Consider the following 16,228-nt stretch of genomic DNA (forward strand, 5'->3'; position numbering starts at 1 on the left):
TTATGAATCCTGACCCTAGATCGAGCTGTATGGAGCTTCTGAGCGCCTGTAGGTGAAACGAGGATCGCTCAGCATCGGCCAGGGGCTGTGACCTGCGGCTTTGCGGGGCCCCGCGCACGATATCACCGGTGAAAAGCGCGAACGCCGTGCCATCCATCATGACGGTTTTCAGGCCATCGTCCGAACCCTCCATGCGCGTGCAATTCTCTGGGAGTGAAAACTCCTCGTCGCCGGTTTGCTGAAACGAAAGTCTAGACATCTGGCACTCGGTCAACGCACGCTTCGTCCCGTCGTTGTCATTTTTCTAGTTCATGTTTTAAGGGGGGTCGCATGGCGCTCGAAGATACAGGTGAAATCTATCTCATCACCAGCGTGACTGGCGTGACGCTTGAGGAGGGCGTCTTCGGGCCGGACGAAATCTTTCTCCCGAATATCTATAGCGGGTCTGACACCCTATTCATGCTGGCAATCATGAGCGCTGACCTGCTTGTGGATGCAAACGGGGAGTTTACGGCGTTCTTCGGCGACCTGGAGATCGAACTCCTGGCCGGCCGCACCGTCCCGACAACCGAGCGAACGTTTCTGGTGGCCCTGTCATCAGGAGAGGCCACTGTAGGGATTGTCGGAAATCCCGACAAATACTTCGAAGATTTTTCCGATCTCTTCTTCGGCATGTACGGGTTCGAGATCTTCACGATCGACCGATCCGACTACAGCCTTGAGCCGTTCGAACTCCCTGATGGCACCATCGAGGGGACAGGAAACGCAGATCTTCTCATCGGAACGATCGAAGGCGATGAAATCCTCGCCTTCGCTGGCGCCGACACGATCAGGGCTGGTGATGGCGATGACATGGTAGCCGGTGGAAACGGGCCGGACAGAGCGCTTCTCGGCCTAGGAAACGACCGGTACGATGATACCCGACAGGGCGGCGTCTTCGGCGCCGACAACATCTGGGGCGGGGCTGGTAGTGATACCATCAATGGGGGCGGCGGGGATGATCAGCTGCGTGGTGAGGCCGGAAATGACTCGCTTATGGGAGCCAATGGCGATGACCTGCTAGCAGGGGGGAAAGGCGCTGATACCATTCTCGGTGGCGAAGGTGGCGACACGCTCGTCGGTGGAGACGGAAATGATACAGTGAAAGGCCACCTTGGAGCGGATCGGCTATACGGCGGCACGGGATCGGACCGTCTCTACGGCGGTGTCGGAGATGACACGATCCTTGGCGGCAATGGCCGCGATTACGCTGTGCTACATGACGGGGACGATGTCTATACAGACACTGCTCAGGGCGGAGTGTGGGGTCAAGATACCGTATGGGCTGGCTTTGGAAACGATACGATCAGCACTGGCGGAGGGAACGATCGTCTCGATGGACAGTCGGGAGATGATAGCCTTTCCGGCGGTGACGGAAACGACACCTTGTTCGGGAATGAGGGAAACGACACCTTTGTCGGCGGCGCCGGAAACGACCACCTTTTCGGCGGACTCGGGGCAGATGTATTCGTACTTGGCAGCGGCAATGACAGAATTGCGGGGTTCGATGAAACGCATCTGGACCAGATCCAGATCGAAACCGACATCGGCGAGCTTGAGCTCCTGCAGTACAGCGTTGTCGAGGATGGTCTCAGGATCACCTGGGAAGACGGATCTGTTCTAATTGCAAGGAGAGGCTTCACGACTGAAGACATCGGCCTTCTGGATATCGAGCTCATCTGAGAAAAATAGGCCACGCGCATCTTGGCGACTGCTTCCTTCATGGTGAGCCAGTGCTCACCTTGCCTCTTGGGAACGACCACCTAGCCCCAATACGTGAACCTCCCCGGACTGAAGCCCAAAGAGCTTCACCGATTCTGGCATGTACCGACCAAGTTGACTCTGCTCAGGTCAGACCGCTGATCAGAATGCCCCGGCAGGCGTGCGCGAGGCACGCGCCTGATGAGGGCGGCGCTGGTCGTCGTCGCCTTGCCGGATTTCGACAGTTGCCAGCCCAGCAGCTCGCGGGTGTGGAAGTCGATCACCAGAGCCAGAGATCCTCGGCACGATCAGCGCCCGCGACAGGGGATCAGGACGATCAAGATTTTCTCCCAAGGGCGCAGCGTGCTGAAATCCAGCGCCAACCAATCAAGCTGCGCCAGCTTCGGCAGGCTTGCGCCCCTATCTGACGTTTGCGGCACGGGGAGCCCGGGCAGCACCCCGGGGCTTCTCCGGCCCAAGGCTGAAACGTTCGACTGGATTGTTCGTGGTATCGCTCTGCGAGCCAGACCATATCGACGTCAAACCACACCAAGAACGAACCCCACATTCTACGTGACCGTTATGTCTGGACTAGGTCGTTGTGCGATTAAGCCAAGAGCAGGTCTTCGGCATGAAGTCGAACTAACCTGAGGAATTTGAGAGGCGAATCCTCCATCGCCGGTGTGCAACGATGCTCCGCTCATGTGGGAAAACCCATGTTTCCGGCCGAGAGGTTATGTCCGGCCCAAAAGTTGCGCGCGCGGCTTTTCAGGCATTTGGCTGTTTCGCGCCACGGTATCGGTCTTCAGGTCGAGCAAGAGAAAAACTCATACATGGCCGCGTTTTTGTCGTTTGTCGGGGGGCTTTCGGCTTTCTAGGCTCGACCCATGCCCCCATGCCCGGCCCAGCCAGCCATGCGCCGGGGCCGGAGTTTCAGACCGGAAGGAGGCGCGGATCGTGCCGCAAGACACCCCCCAGAACAAGCCGATCCGTCTCGCTATTGCGGGGCTTGGCGCCATAGGTTTCGGCGTTGTCGCCGCGGTGCAATCGGGCCGCCTGCCCGGCTTTGAAATCGGCGCGGTGTCGGCCCGTGATCAGGCCGCAGCGCGCGCGCGCCTTGCCGAAATCGCCCCGGACGTGCCCGTGGTGGCCATCGACGAACTCGAGCCGCTTGCCGATATGGTGGTGGAATGCGCCCCCGCCGCGCTGTTCGCGCAGATCGTCGGCCCCTTTGTCGGCGCGGGGAAAAAGGCGGTCGTGCTGTCTGTGGGTGCCATTCTGGGGGCCGAACATCTGGTGACGCTGGCCGCTGACAATGGCGGGCAGATCATCGCCCCTTCGGGCGCGCTGCTGGCGCTTGATGCCGTGACTGCCGCCGCCGAGGGCAACATCGAGTCGGTCAGGATGATCACCCGCAAGCCGGTGAGCGGCCTGCTTGGCGCGCCATATCTGGCTGAGCACGGCATCGATATCGCCGCCGCCACCGGCCCCATCCGGGTGTTCAGCGGCAGCGCCCGCGACGCGGCGCGCGGCTTTCCGGCAAATCTCAATGTCGGGGCGGCGCTGGCCCTGTCGGGGATTGGGCCCGACCGCACCACGATCGAGATCTGGGCCGACCCGGCGCTGAGCCGCAACACCCATACCATCGAGGTGGTGGCCGACAGCGCCAGCTTCTCGATGTCGATCGAAAACGTGCCCAGCGCGAACCCCAAGACCGGGCGCATCACCGCGCTGTCGGTGATCGCGACATTGCGCAAGATGACGGCCCCACTGCGCCTCGGCACCTGAGGACCGGTGGCAAGACGATCAAGAAAACCAAGCAAAGACTTGAGACCAACAGGGACCACAGACCATGACATTTCCTTCTTCGCTCACCTATCCTGCAGCAGCCCTAGCCAGCCTGTTCGCCCTTGGCGCATCACCGTTGCTGGCGCAATCGGTCTCGATGACCGTCGAGGCCAGCGCCATCCCGGCCTTTGTCGCCGAGGATCGCGGCTTTTTCGGCGACCTTGATGTCGAGGTTTCCAAGGTCGGCTATGATCAGGTGCAGGCGCTGCTTGTTGCGGGCGACACCGACATCGCGTGGATGTCACCAATCGAGACCGTGCAGTTCGTCACCGAAGGGTCGGACTTTCGCTATTTTTCCACCGCCGGCGCACAGAACATGTACAACGGCATCGTGGTGCGCGCCGACGAGGCCGACCAATACCCCGACGTGCTGAGCCTCAAGGGCAAGACGCTTGGCATGCCGGGCTTTGGCACTGGCACTTGGGCGAGCTTTCGCGCCTTTACCCGCGCCTTTTACGACATCGAAGATCCGACCGAATATTTCGACGTTGTGACCGCCTCGTCCGGCGCGCTTCTGGCGATGGTCGAGCAGGGGCGCGTCGATGCCGCCCTGCTGTTTTCCGGCTCATCGGCTGCGGCGCGCGCCTTGCCGGAATTCAAGACCGTGTTCTCGTTCACCGAGGCGATGGAGGCCGCGACCGGCCAGCCGCTGGTGATCAACGGGGCGGTGGCCACGGGCACATGGCTGGACGAGAACCCGCAAACCGCCGCGACGATCGTCTCGGGGCTGGACGAGGCCACCGCATGGATCGTGGCCAACCCGCAGGCCTTTGCCTCGGGCGGCGAATACGAACAACTGGCGCAGGATGCCGGCTGGCTGGCGGGGCCGGAAACCGTGGATTCGGTGCTCGGCCTGATCGAACAGGGGCGCTGGTATCTCACTTCCGAGGATTACACCCAGGACTGGATCGATGCGATCCTCGCCCTGCTCGAAGACGGCGCCTTTGTCGAGGAGCTGCCTGCGCAGGACGCAGCGTTCCTTGCCCCCGGCGCCCTGACGGTTGCCGAGTGAGGCGGCCCGGATCACGCTGGCGAAAACCATGACCGAACTTACCCGATCCAGAAGGCTGATGCTGAATGCCGCGCCCGTTGCGGTGGGCATCGGCCTGTGGTGGGCGATCACGACCTTCGTGCTCGTCCAGCCACGGCTTTTCCCGCCCCCGCAGAACGTGCTGGGCGAGCTGGCGCGCATCCTGTCCAACGACGGGCCGCTGGGATCGACCTATGCCCATGCCGGTGCCACCCTGTCGCGTCTGCTTGTCGCTTGGGCGATCTCATTTGTCGTCGGAACCCTGCTTGGCGTGCTGGCGGGGCGCAAGCGGCTGGTTCTGGACTTCATGGCCAATCCGGTCTGGATCGCCATGTCGGTGCCCTCGGTGGTCTGGGTCTTTATCCTGCTGGTGCTGTTCGGCATCGACAATATCGTGCCGGTCTCGGCGCTTGTGCTGCTGCTGTCGGCGCCGGTGTTTCTGGGCACCGCCGAAGGGGTGCGGGCGATATCCAAAGACCTTCTGGAGATGTGCGACAGCTACCATGTCCGGGGCTGGCAGCGCCTGACCGACTTCTACCTGCCCGCCATTGCGTCTTACATGGTGGCCAACGCCCGCGTGTCCTTTGCCTATGGCATCCGCATCGTGCTGATCGCCGAAGTGATCGGCCTGCCCAACGGCGTGGGCATATTGGTGGCCTACTGGTCCGACACGCTGTTCATGGCCCCGATCATCGCGTGGGGCATTCTGCTGACCGCCGTGGGAATGGCCGTCGACCTGCTGATCTTTGGCCCGCTTCAGCGCCGGATCCGACAGGAAAGCGAGCTGTCCCGATGACGCTGCACAACCCAAGGCTTTGCCAGATGACCCCCAAGGTTTCCCTCGACAACATCGACCTGTCCTTCCCCGATGCCAGCCGTCCCGATGGGCGCAAGGTGATCTACGAAGATTTCTCACTGCAAATCGAAAAGGGCAGCTTTACCGTGCTGCTGGGCCCCTCGGGCTGCGGAAAGTCCACGTTGCTGAATATCATCAACGGGTTGCTGAGCCCCGACAAGGCCGGTGGCATCGTCATCGACGGAACGGACCTGCGCGCCAAGCCGGATCTGTCACGCCAGATGGCCTATGTGTTTCAGGGCCCGCGCCTGCTGCGCTGGAAGACCCTCGCCGAGAATGCAGAATTTGGTTTGCGAGGTCTTGGCGTTCAGCCCCGCGAGCGCTGGAAAGAGCTGATCGACAAGTATTTTCACGCGGTCGGCCTTGGGGATGCGCAGCACCTTTACCCGCATCAGGTCTCGGGCGGGATGCGCCAGCGCGCCTCGATCGTGCGGGCTTGGGTGAACGAGCCGCAGATCCTGCTGATGGACGAGCCCTTCAGCCATCTGGACGAAATCACCGCCGCCGAGATGCGCCGTCTGCTGGCCAGCCTGTGGACCTCGGAAGAAGAGCGCCGCACCATTGTTTTTGTCACGCATGACATCTCGGAGGCGGCGCAGCTTGCCACCGACATCATCATGCTGACCCCCGCCCCATCCACGATCTGCCTGCGCCGCAAGGTCGATCTGCCATGGCCGCGCCGGATGGACAGCGACGAGGTGATCGGCGTGGAAAAGCAACTGCGCCACGCCTTCGCCGAACGCGCCGGGATCGGGTTCTGAACCGCATGGCCCGTTTTGATACCCCCGCCGCGCTGGCGCAGATCGCCTCGATCGTCACCATTCTGGCGGTCTGGGCGCTTGCCGCCGTCATCGTCGATATGCGCGCCCTGCCCGGGCCTTGGCTGGTGTTTGGCACGCTGGGCGAGCTGATCTTCAGCGGCCGGGCCTTCGGACCGCTGGGCGAGACGCTGGGCCGCACCCTTGCCGGCTTTGGCCTCGGCATGGTGCTGGGCACTGGCTATGGCATCGCCGCGGCGCTGTCGCGCACCTTCCGCGAGCTGACGCTGTGGCTGTTGCAAATCTCGATCTTCACGCCGACGCTGATCCTTATCTTCTTGTTCCTGATCTCGTTCGGGCGGACCAATTTCACCGTCATCCTACTGGTCGGGCTTGTGGTGATGCCGGTGGTCGGCACCTACGTTCGCGATGCGATGGGCGATTTCGAGGACGAGCTGACCGAGATGGCGGATTCCTTCAAGATCGGTATGCGCGAGCGGGTGACGGGCATGTACCTGCCCTTTCTGGTGCCGCCGCTGCTGGCCGCCGGGCGCGTTGCCTTCACCCTGTCGTGGAAGGTTGCCTTCCTGTCCGAGATCTTTGGCTTTCCCAACGGCATCGGCTGGCAGGTCAAGACTGGCTATGACATCTACAACATCCAGCTTCTGCTGGCGTGGCTGATGCTGTTCGTCTTCGTGCTGCTGATTGCCGAGCAGTTGATGCGGCTGGCACAACGCCGCTTTGTCAAATGGTAGGCCGCGCCCGGCCCGATCAAAGCCGCCCTGAATGACCTTGCCCCTGTCCCACCCGCTCTGCCACGTCGATGACTGCGGCGGCGTTGCCGGAAAAGCTGCTGTCCGGGCCGTATCGGCCGCCATGCTTGCCGGGGGCGGACCCCGCAGCGCCATTGCAGCGGCCCTGCCGGGGCATCGGAACTGCGCCCACGCAGCAATCGACGCCGCCGCGATCATCGAAGCGGCGCCGGGCCACTGAGCCACGCCACCTTGCCGCCAATGCTGCTTTCTTGGGCAACGCCCCGTCGGCTGCGCCCGGGACACCGCCCAAGACAGCACGCATGTCTTGAGCCTCCCTGTCCGCGCCGCCTAGCCTGCGCCGATCATCGGCGGACCAAGGGGTTTTTTCCATGCGGCGCAGACTGCCTTCGCTGAATGCTCTCCGGGCGTTCGAAGCCACCGCGCGCACCCTGAGCTTCACCGCCGCCGCCGCCGAGCTCAATGTCACGCAGGGTGCCGTTTCGCGCCACGTCCGGGCGCTCGAGGCCGAAATCGGGGTCGAGCTATTCATCCGAAGCGTGCGCCGCATCGATCTGACCCATGAAGGGCATGTGCTGCTGAGCGGCGTGCGCAGCGCGCTCGACCAGCTTGAACAGAGCGTCGGGCGGGTTGATCGGCGCACAGCTGGCGGGGTGCTTACGATCAGCGCATTGCCCACCTTCGCGATGAACTGGCTGATGCCGCGCCTCGAAGATTTCTCCTCGGCGAACCCGGCCATCGAGGTGCATCTGCTCACCGGTATCGGAGCGGTGGATTTCTCGCGCGAGGATACCGATCTTGCGATCCGCGTCGGCAACCTCGGCGATGACGATGCCCCCACCAACGCCGCGCGCATCGACCTGAAGATGACCGAGCGGCAGGAAGGCTGGCGCGCCCATCGTCTGATGGCGGATGAGCTGGTGCCCGTGGGCATCGCCTCTGTGATGCGGGGTATCACGTCGCCCGGCGATCTGCTGAAGAAGCGGTTGCTGCATATGGCCACGCGGGCCAATGCCTGGCCCGACTATCTCGGAGCGTCCGGGCTGGCCCACAAGGTCGCCCTCGACGGGCCGAGGTTCGGTCATTATTTCATGGTGATCGAGGCGGTCCGGCGCGGCGACGGCATCGCTGTGGTGCCCAAGGTTCTGGTCGAAGACGATCTTGCCTCGGGCCGGCTGGTCACCCTGCGCAATGACCCGGTGCGCAGCGCGGGCAGCTACTACCTGCTGTGCCGCGAACACCAGTGGCACCTGCCGGTCATCAAGGCGTTCCGGAGCTGGATCAGCGACAAGGCAAGGCTATACGCCGCTGCGAACCACGCGACTGAGCCCGCAGGCCTGCTAAAACTGTAAACCGCGCCGCAGGCGCGTCATGGCTGGCAATCGGGGACACGGCGTCGCGCGCCCCTGTCTGGTTCGCAAGCAATGGTCTGGTATCGCGCCACCTTCGGTGTGTCCATCAAAGCCGATGGCACCCCCCTCTGGTTGCTATCATCCTTCATTCCGCCAGAGCCTCGGCTGTGACTTGGCAGCCGGCATTTCCCGGCGCCAAGCCCCACAAATCACACGTCAGGACTCATCGAGCATAGGGAGCTCAAGCCGGAAGATCGTCGTCCTGCCCTCGCTGGTGACCGTCAGACGCCCGCTATGGGCCTGCGCGATCGAAGAGGCGATGTGCAAGCCAAGCCCAAGCCCGGCGCTTCCGGTTTCGCTGCCGCGCCGGAACGGCTGGAACAGCACGTCCCGCACCTCTGGCGGAATGGTCTCTCCTTCGTTCTCGACCTCGATGACAGCCTCCTTGTCGTGGCATCGTCCTGTAAGCCGAATTGCCGTGCCCGCTGCGCCATAGGTCATCGCATTGGAAAGGAGGTTCGAGATCGCCTGCCCGATCCGGGCCGGATCGCAACTGATCGGGCGCGTGAAATCGAGATCGAGGACAACCTCACGATCCGGCGCCACGAGGCGGATTTCGTCGACCACTTGTGTCAGGGCCTCTGTCAGGGAGGCATCCGGCTTGGCCGAGACGCTGATTCCGCCGCCCAGCCGGGACTTGGCGTGCAGCATGATGTTGTCGATCAATTCGTTCATCCGGTGCAGCGACGCGCGCATGAGGGCAAGCAGATCGCGCCCGCGGCCGGTCAGCGGCTCTTTGTCCAACTGTCGGACCCCTGCCCCAAGCGCCGCAACCGGGTTCCGAAGGTCATGACCGAGGATCGCCACGAACTCTTCTTGAAGCTGCAGAAGCTTGCGTTCGTGCTGAACCATAAGTTCCTGTGCTTCCAGCCTTTCCTCGGTCTCCAGACTGCGCCCGATGAGTTCCGCGAACATCTTCAGCATGGCAACGGCGCGCGGGCTTTTCACATCCTTCGGCTCGGTATCGATCGCGCAAAGGGTCCCGAAGAAACTGCCGTCACTGCGGTAGATGGGCACCGAGGCATAGCTGACGATGCCAAACGCCGCGGCAATGGGATGGTCCTGATAGTCAGGATCGCTCGCCACATCGTTGAAGATGACCATTTCGGCGGTGTCGCGAACGTTCTGGCAAAAGGTCGACTCGATGGCGATCTCATCGCCTTCGGCAATCCCGAACCTGATCTCATCGACTGTGCGGCAGGCAACCCACCGGTCCGCCGTGACGCGCGCAACGCCAGCAAAACGCATGTTCGTCGCAAGCATGACGGTTTCAAGGATGGTCCCCACAAGATCGCTCGCCGAGAGCCGCTCGATATCGGACTGAAAGTCGTGCGTTCCGGCCAAAAACGCCGCGTGATCCTGCAAAACGCTATGCGTATCTTGTTCGTTCATTGGTATCACCTTGGAAACTATGGCCCTGCCGAGGTATTTAGCCTCAGCCTAACCGCAGAGCGCGGGAATGTTTAGACGCAGTGTCACATCTGAGCCCGGTGGAAAAGCTGCAACAACGCCGACAAAGCCGCGCCGCGGGTTCTCGCGACAGCAAAAGGGCCATCCGCGACGCAGCCGCTCCCGGCTCACCCCTGCCAGACGGTCCGGGCACAGCATGAGCCAGACCCAGCCCATTCGGCTGCAAGCGCCCGCGCTGCTGCGACCGGCATCGTCGCATCTCGTGATGTCTATATGGCTGCCCCGAGATCTGACCGGTTGAAGAGCATTTGCTGACGTCGATTCACAAGTCGTCTTTACACGATCCTCTCGCCGATCAGACTGGTGCAAGCGCGCCCGGCGATGGGCGCGTTTCCTGCCACATCCGTCAACGCACGGCTAAATGTAAGACACCATCGTGATTGGAGAGGGTATGACGTCATGGGCCGCCTCGACTGTGCTCGCGCGACGCGGCCAATCGGCGGCTGTGCTCGGGCGGCGAAGATCCCGCCCCCCTGTCGGAGAGTACCTGCCACCAAAGGGCGTGGTGGCATCGAAGTCATGCCCGTGGAACGACGTCGCCCTTGGTGTCACGGTCCTCCATGGGGAGGTCGTTCGGTATCTGCACGGTCTTTGCCCGCAGGTTAGCATTGGAGACGCCCGGCCGCGCGTCCATCATATGGGTGCCGCAGAAGGATCCTGCTTCGCTGATCTGGCGCAGGAAGGGGAAGACGTGCTCGTCGAAGAGACGCATCAATTCGCACGTCTCAAAGTGCTGGAAGCGGCACCAGTGGAGGTTATCGTAGCGATCGCCCTTGTCGTCGGTGCCTTCCTGGAAAATGCGGCGGGCCATCGGGCGGCCAAGGTCTTCAGCCACGCGCCCGTGCGCGGCGTGCAGGTCATCGAGCCGTTTGATGAACACAAGGCTTGTGAGCTGTTCGAGGCATTGTTGCGGAACTCTGTCTGCGAAGGATCCAGATAGTGAATCCATGCGGTTAGACGGGGTGCATGGGCAAGTCTGCACCCGCCCACTACCGCACGACAAACATGTCCAGCTAAACGGCGTCGCTTCGCAAGCGCGGGTCGCAGCCGATCCACTGCCCGGCAGCACATGCCTACATGTGTGAAAGGCTGGCAGGAAATGGGGATGATCTGGCTCGCGCCACATGACGGCAGCCCCGCGCGTCCCGCGGTGTTATGGGATGCGGCGATCCGGTTCCGTCTGACGATCAAGGTCCCGTTCAAGCTGTTGCTCCGGCAAACGACCGGGATGGTTGCCAGCCTGCTTAAGTTGGCGAGCCTGGACTGGGCGGTGCCGGACGAAACGACCCCGCGCCGACCGCAGAGTAAGTTGGGACCGTGGCCCGAGTGGTGCCGCAGACGTCCACCGAACGCTCGCCGTTCAAATTCCAAATCGGCGCGCCGATGGCCCCTTGACCCTGCTGGTCCCCTCTCGGGCATTGATGTGCAATACCCTGTCGTGCAGCGGATGGCGCGTATGACACGCGTCGCTGCCAAGCCGCTATCATTGACCGTCAGGCCTCGCCGATCATCCTTATCCGCATAAACGGTCGGTCGTCGAAAGAGGACTGCCCGGCCCCGGCGGCCATCGACTGAAACAAAGCTCTTCGTGCAACCCGGCACTATCGCAGGGCGTTCTGGAACCCCTCTCGGCAGCATCCTGCGGATGCGCCTGCTGGGCAGTGGATGGACCGCATACCATGTTCGAAGCCGGATCGAGACGAAAATGCGCTGCCTCAAGGCCTTCGGCGAGCGCAGCGCCGCAAGAAACCCGGACCGATAAACCGCCGAAATCCACATCCGCATCCGCTTCAATACACTCGGCACCGCTGAGATCGTCCGCGTAGCACGACGCAGACGGGGAAAGGGGCATCAGGCCTCAAGCATGAGTTGCGCAACAACGCCGCTGTTCGATGACGGCGAGCGGGTTTGATACCCCGCCGGGCCAGAAAGCGTTCCAGATCTGATCGACCTGGGAACGGATGGAGCCTGTGAGCATGTGCGCCTCTGATTGGTTTTGCCGGACCGTACCCGGGGCGCGAAGGACAGGTGCAACCTGTCGCATGCGCTCGGCCTGCCCCGACACCGCCCGATTCGTCATGGAACGCGCTGGGCGTTGCATGAAGGTGCGTTCAAGCGCTTTTCGTTTGGAGGGTTCTTTGGCGGGCACAGCCGCCAGACCTCAAGTTTTCTCAATAAAATCAGGGGCTATTGGCGTAGGGGACGGGTCCCACCTCTAACCTTCTCCATCTTGCGCGCCTTCGAAGATGATCGGAGGCCCCGTTAAACTGACAGTTCTGCTGCCAACTCGCTGGAGAGAAGCAAGCTTTGAATTCGATCAATTATGTTGTCACCACTTGCGACATCCACGCTCGCCGTCTCGATGATCGTTTCCTGACCTGATATCCGAAACTGCGCCTGAAGACCTTCCGATTCCGAAAGATCGTGGTGATGCGGATAGAGCAGCGTCAGTCGCGGGGCTTTGTACAGGTGCGCATAGGCCATCATCTGATAGACGTCGCCTTGGGACACTCCTTGTTTTCGATCATCAATACGGGAGGAAATCCGCTTCCACTTCGTGTCGATCACATGGACAACCTGCCCCGCACGCCAGATCAGGATATCGGGTTTCGTCTGGAACACAGCGCGGTCATCATCGAGCGATGTCAGGCAGAATAGTCTCCCGCCTTGTAGAGAGACCCGATACTCCGTGCGTGCCAAAGCGCGTGTGATCAGTCGGCCGACATATTCCTCAAAAAGTGCGTTCATCTCAAAGAGGAGTGCAGTCCCCCGCCCCACCCCGGCACTCGTCGTTTGGTACCGATTACGCAGAAAAAGTTGCGCCATCCCGAACAATTCCTGCCACGCCCGGTTTGTCCGGTCGATGATGACCTCATTCCATTTCAGCGCAGGAACAGCGACTTCGGATATATCGGTGTAGACGAAAGCCAGTTCGCGCAAACGCTGTTGATTGGCGGGACTGCGCGACATTCTGGAGAGATGTGCGACCGTTGCTTTCATGATGCGGTTCAGAGCGATGTCTTCTGACAGCTCATCAAACTTGCAGGCGAGCCGTGACGGGTTCGCTGCGTGGCGTGCAAATTGACGAGGCAGATTGAGCGTCCCGCGCAACGCCGCACGGTCATCCTCTTGGACAATATATCGCCGCGGCATGCCGCGACGAACGGCATCGGTCAACTTGCTGCAGAAAATGCGGATGAGAATTTCCAGAAGCGTTTCGCGCTGCCAGTCAAGCTCTGTGATCTGGCCTGTCTCGATTTTTAGGTCCAGTGCGACTGCGAGCATGTGAACAATACGCTTGCGAATGGCAGCATTCTTTCTTGCTTCGCCTGCTTGCCCTTCGACATCGATCTTGGGAAGAATTTCAAGGCTGCACCCATCGGTTGCCAGAACCCCGACAACGCCACGCGCCCGCAGTTCATGGCGCCGATCCTCAAGCACTCCCCCTCCACCCCTTCCTGCAAAGGTCGATACTCTGGCGAGCGCCGCAAGGCGCTCGGCAAAATGCTCGGGAATGCAGCCGTCCCCTTCGCCGTGGGGCAACGCTTCCCATTCGCGCAGGGTGAAGGCCGACATCAGGCCGCAAACTCCGAGAAGTCGAATTTGTCTTTGACCGTCCACCGCAGTTTTTCGCTAGAAAAGTCGCCTTCAGTCATGCCTCCGGGTACCGCAATTTGTTTGGCATCGAGGAAGCGGGCGGGACCGTGAGTAGAGTCGCCAAGAACAGCTGCGACCTTGGACCAGTCCTCATAGAAATACTCAGCCAGAAGCGGGATCACCTTGTCTCGCATGACGCTCTCAATATCCGCCCGCGTCTGGCAGCCTGTGAAGTAGGCGTGCCCGATTTGATGCTCCCGGTCGAACAGATACTCGATCCGTTCGTTGATCGTAGACAGCAGCTTTTGCAGATCGACCCCCTCGACGTTGTCCGACAAAACTGAAGGGTCGGGCATCAGTTCCTTGAAAGAAAACCGGCGGCGTAGTGCTGTGTCCAACAGCGCGATGGAGCGATCGGCCGTGTTCATCGTACCGATGACATGGAGGTTCTGAGGCACGCCAAAGGACTTCTTGGAATAGGGAAGCGTGAGGCGGATCTCGTTGTCCGTCCCGAGCCGCTTGTCGGGCTCAAGAAGCGTGATCAGCTCGCCGAAGACCTTTGAGATGTTCGCCCGGTTGATCTCGTCGATTACGAGGACATGCGGTCTTGCCTCCCGATGGATCGGTTCGCCTCCGCTATTCATGTAGCTTTCGATGGCAACAGTATCGAGGCGGGCCCGATCGAGGGCATAGATCGACTTCATGGTGAAATTGCTATCGTAGATCTCGGAGGCAGGAACCCCATCTCTGTCGACCCAGAGCCACCGCACGGACCGCCGGTGGCAGTACTTCCGGTTGTCCCGCTGTCGGTATTCGTACTGGCCAGTGACCTCGCCAATGGCCCGGAATAGGCGGTTGCCCTTGGTGACGACGATGATGTCTCCGACGTCCAACTGATTGCGGAAAACGTCCGCTTGGCTCACTTGGCCCGACTGGAGAGTAACCTCGCCTTCGCGCTCGCCATGGGTACGACAAGCCTCCAGTATCTCCTCGACATCGGAAAACCTGTCGTCGGAGAAGTCGATGTCTTCCCAGCCGAGGAGCGTGTGCCCCTCGGTGATGGCTTCCTCGAACAGGTAGTCCTCCGCGGCCACGTTGGCGCGCGCAATCGACATCTTGAAGACCTGCCGCCCGTCGAGGGAGACGACGTTCTCTCGCGGTACTGTCGGCACGCCCTTCTCCGCACGCTCCGAGATGCGCCTGAATATGCCGGGTGCGGGCTCCAGCCGGAACCCGGTACCCGCCGAGCTGTCCTCTGCCTGATCCGTAGTCGGTCGCAGTCCCTCGATGAACTCCTCGTAGGACATAGACTGGTGGAAAGTCACGAATTCGATGCGCCCCTCGCTCACGAGGCTGCGGTACGTGCTCATGAGCTCTGCTCGGCCATCTTGTCCATTTAGTGCAGCAGTAGCCTCGTCACCCAAGCACAGCCGGACGGCCTCCCATGCCGTCTGATACGTCTTGCCCGTGCCCGGCGGGCCATAGAGGATCAAGTTTACGGCGGATGGCGAGGGCGCTTTTTTTGTGTCGGTCACGGTGTCCGCCTCCGGTTGGGAATTTAGCGTATAGGTGAAAACGGTTGAACTGCTTGGATTTGGTTCGGTGCTCGTGGGCGGTGGTACTTGCGCAAGTTTCTGGAATTTTTCACCGCCAAGTGCCTGGCAGATGTTCGGGAATGCGTCTTTCAACCCAATTGCCGCAGCAAGGTCTCCTGCGCGGATGGAGACCTCCCTGGCCGCCTTTTCCCGGCCAGGTTCGATGAAATAGTTCAGGGCGCAGAGCCTGATCCGGTCAGCGCCTTCCATCAGGTGTTCGTACCGCTCAGGGCGCTCGGCGGGCTGATCGTTTTGGTCGACGATGATGTAACCGGCGTTGTGAAGACGCGCAGCAGCATCCGCCTTCTGTCCCCAGCCACCGTTTAGTTCTGTCTTGCCGAGAATGAAGCCAATTAGCGGTTTGGTCGGATAAACGCGATTTTCGCGCTCACGGGTGGAGCGTATCCAATAATCACGCGGTTCACCGAAGACACCGAAGATATCGCTATGCGCACCGTTCGCACGGTAGCTGTCGTATGCGTCCATCGCGGCTTCAATTGTCTGCCGCGACAACGCAGTCTCCTTTTCACCAACGCTACCAATTTCGGGAATTCCTAGGGCCGCAGCGATCTCCGACCCTACTTCGTAGTTGCAGAGCTCATTTTCGCTGAAATGAAGGTAGTGTTGTGCGCCAGTGGACAAATTCTTGCAGCGTACAGCACATTGCCCTTCCAACGCGATGCGGGCTAGCTCAGTAGGTCCTTCGACGCCAACAATATTCTCATCAGTTGGACGCGCTCCCTGAGGCAGGTACAAGTACCCAGGGTGTTTCGCACCCCCGTTTCGTGAAACAGCATAAAGCTCTCCGTCAGCATGACGAAACACGATCCGGCGTCTCTCAGTAAGATTGCTCATTTCAAACCTCTCAGCGCCCATAGCGTGTTGACCAACTGCATTCGTTCCACGGTATCGCACTTGGCCTCGCGCAAGCGCGGTGAGCCGAAAACCAAGGCCAGGCCCTTGGCACGCGACACCGCCACATTGATACGGTTGAGCGAAAACAGAAACCCCATGCCTCGCGATGTCTCTTCGGCAGAAGATGCCGTCATGGAGTTGTCACGTTAACAGGGTAGCGATTGCCTGCTCGCTGTTTGCTGCGTAGGTCACAGCGATGCAGACACTTTCCATCAGCTAGGGTCAGGATTCATA

The 16,228-nt window shown here is 61.1% G+C and carries 14 protein-coding genes and 1 pseudogene; 8 read left to right on the plus strand and 7 right to left on the minus strand.

Annotation, left to right across the window (positions count from 1 at the left end; translation table 11 throughout):
* A partial coding sequence (locus KO516_RS13535; RefSeq protein WP_216004324.1) for a hypothetical protein occupies positions 1 to 259 on the minus strand: 259 nt, incomplete at its 3' end.
* A 71-nt stretch (positions 260 to 330) separates the two neighbouring features.
* Here KO516_RS13535 and KO516_RS13540 point away from each other — a divergent pair.
* The 6 genes from KO516_RS13540 to KO516_RS13565 all read left to right on the plus strand — a co-directional run bounded on the left by KO516_RS13540 (position 331) and on the right by KO516_RS13565 (position 6,987).
* Positions 331 to 1,722 carry a calcium-binding protein gene (locus tag KO516_RS13540; protein WP_216004325.1) on the plus strand — a complete coding sequence of 464 codons (1,392 nt, stop codon included), beginning with the start codon at positions 331 to 333 and terminating at the stop codon, positions 1,720 to 1,722.
* Between the two features lie 975 nt (positions 1,723 to 2,697).
* The gene (locus KO516_RS13545; RefSeq protein ID WP_216004326.1) at positions 2,698 to 3,528 is read left to right on the plus strand and encodes an aspartate dehydrogenase; all 831 of its coding nucleotides are present in this window, start codon (positions 2,698 to 2,700) and stop codon (positions 3,526 to 3,528) included.
* Positions 3,529 to 3,592: 64 nt separating this feature from the next.
* Complete coding sequence (locus KO516_RS13550; RefSeq protein ID WP_216004327.1) at positions 3,593 to 4,600, plus strand: ABC transporter substrate-binding protein; 1,008 nt, start codon at positions 3,593 to 3,595, stop codon at positions 4,598 to 4,600.
* 28 nt (positions 4,601 to 4,628) lie between these two features.
* Positions 4,629 to 5,414, plus strand: coding sequence for an ABC transporter permease (locus tag KO516_RS13555; protein WP_216004328.1), 786 nt, complete (start codon positions 4,629 to 4,631; stop codon positions 5,412 to 5,414).
* 26 nt (positions 5,415 to 5,440) lie between these two features.
* Positions 5,441 to 6,235 (plus strand): ABC transporter ATP-binding protein, encoded by a 795-nt coding sequence (locus KO516_RS13560; protein ID WP_216004329.1) that lies wholly within the window; start codon positions 5,441 to 5,443, stop codon positions 6,233 to 6,235.
* A gap of 5 nt (positions 6,236 to 6,240) precedes the next feature.
* Positions 6,241 to 6,987, plus strand: a complete 747-nt coding sequence (locus KO516_RS13565; protein WP_216004330.1) for an ABC transporter permease — start codon at positions 6,241 to 6,243, stop codon at positions 6,985 to 6,987.
* A 16-nt stretch (positions 6,988 to 7,003) separates the two neighbouring features.
* Here KO516_RS13565 and KO516_RS13570 read toward each other — a convergent pair whose 3' ends face one another.
* Complete coding sequence (locus KO516_RS13570; RefSeq protein WP_216004331.1) at positions 7,004 to 7,309, minus strand: hypothetical protein; 306 nt, start codon at positions 7,307 to 7,309, stop codon at positions 7,004 to 7,006.
* 67 nt (positions 7,310 to 7,376) lie between these two features.
* On the opposite strand from KO516_RS13570, the gene KO516_RS13575 reads away from it, so the two are divergent.
* Complete coding sequence (locus KO516_RS13575; protein ID WP_216004332.1) at positions 7,377 to 8,357, plus strand: LysR substrate-binding domain-containing protein; 981 nt, start codon at positions 7,377 to 7,379, stop codon at positions 8,355 to 8,357.
* Between the two features lie 216 nt (positions 8,358 to 8,573).
* Here the strand turns inward: KO516_RS13575 and KO516_RS13580 are convergent, their stop codons facing one another.
* On the minus strand, positions 8,574 to 9,782 hold the full coding sequence (locus tag KO516_RS13580; protein ID WP_252737601.1) for a GAF domain-containing sensor histidine kinase: 1,209 nt from the start codon (positions 9,780 to 9,782) through the stop codon (positions 8,574 to 8,576).
* A 622-nt stretch (positions 9,783 to 10,404) separates the two neighbouring features.
* Positions 10,405 to 10,836, minus strand: coding sequence for a type I restriction-modification system subunit M N-terminal domain-containing protein (locus KO516_RS13585; protein WP_216004334.1), 432 nt, complete (start codon positions 10,834 to 10,836; stop codon positions 10,405 to 10,407).
* A gap of 17 nt (positions 10,837 to 10,853) precedes the next feature.
* Here KO516_RS13585 and KO516_RS13590 point away from each other — a divergent pair.
* Positions 10,854 to 11,715 (plus strand): annotated as a pseudogene (locus tag KO516_RS13590) (transposase); the annotation flags it as partial.
* Positions 11,716 to 12,149: 434 nt separating this feature from the next.
* Here KO516_RS13590 and KO516_RS13595 read toward each other — a convergent pair.
* From KO516_RS13595 to KO516_RS13605, 3 genes are read right to left on the minus strand one after another with little or no spacing between them, the layout of a single operon-like run.
* Positions 12,150 to 13,463 carry an McrC family protein gene (locus KO516_RS13595; RefSeq protein ID WP_216004335.1) on the minus strand — a complete coding sequence of 438 codons (1,314 nt, stop codon included), beginning with the start codon at positions 13,461 to 13,463 and terminating at the stop codon, positions 12,150 to 12,152.
* Complete coding sequence (locus tag KO516_RS13600) at positions 13,463 to 15,934, minus strand: AAA family ATPase (protein ID WP_216004336.1); 2,472 nt, start codon at positions 15,932 to 15,934, stop codon at positions 13,463 to 13,465. Before KO516_RS13600 ends, KO516_RS13595 begins: the two co-directional genes overlap by 1 nt.
* Positions 15,931 to 16,128, minus strand: a complete 198-nt coding sequence (locus tag KO516_RS13605; protein ID WP_216004337.1) for a hypothetical protein — start codon at positions 16,126 to 16,128, stop codon at positions 15,931 to 15,933. Before KO516_RS13605 ends, KO516_RS13600 begins: the two co-directional genes overlap by 4 nt.
* Between the last annotated feature and the right edge of the window lie 100 nt (positions 16,129 to 16,228).

Source organism: Citreicella sp. C3M06 (assembly GCF_018860705.1).
Taxonomy (GTDB): Bacteria; Pseudomonadota; Alphaproteobacteria; order Rhodobacterales; family Rhodobacteraceae; genus Salipiger.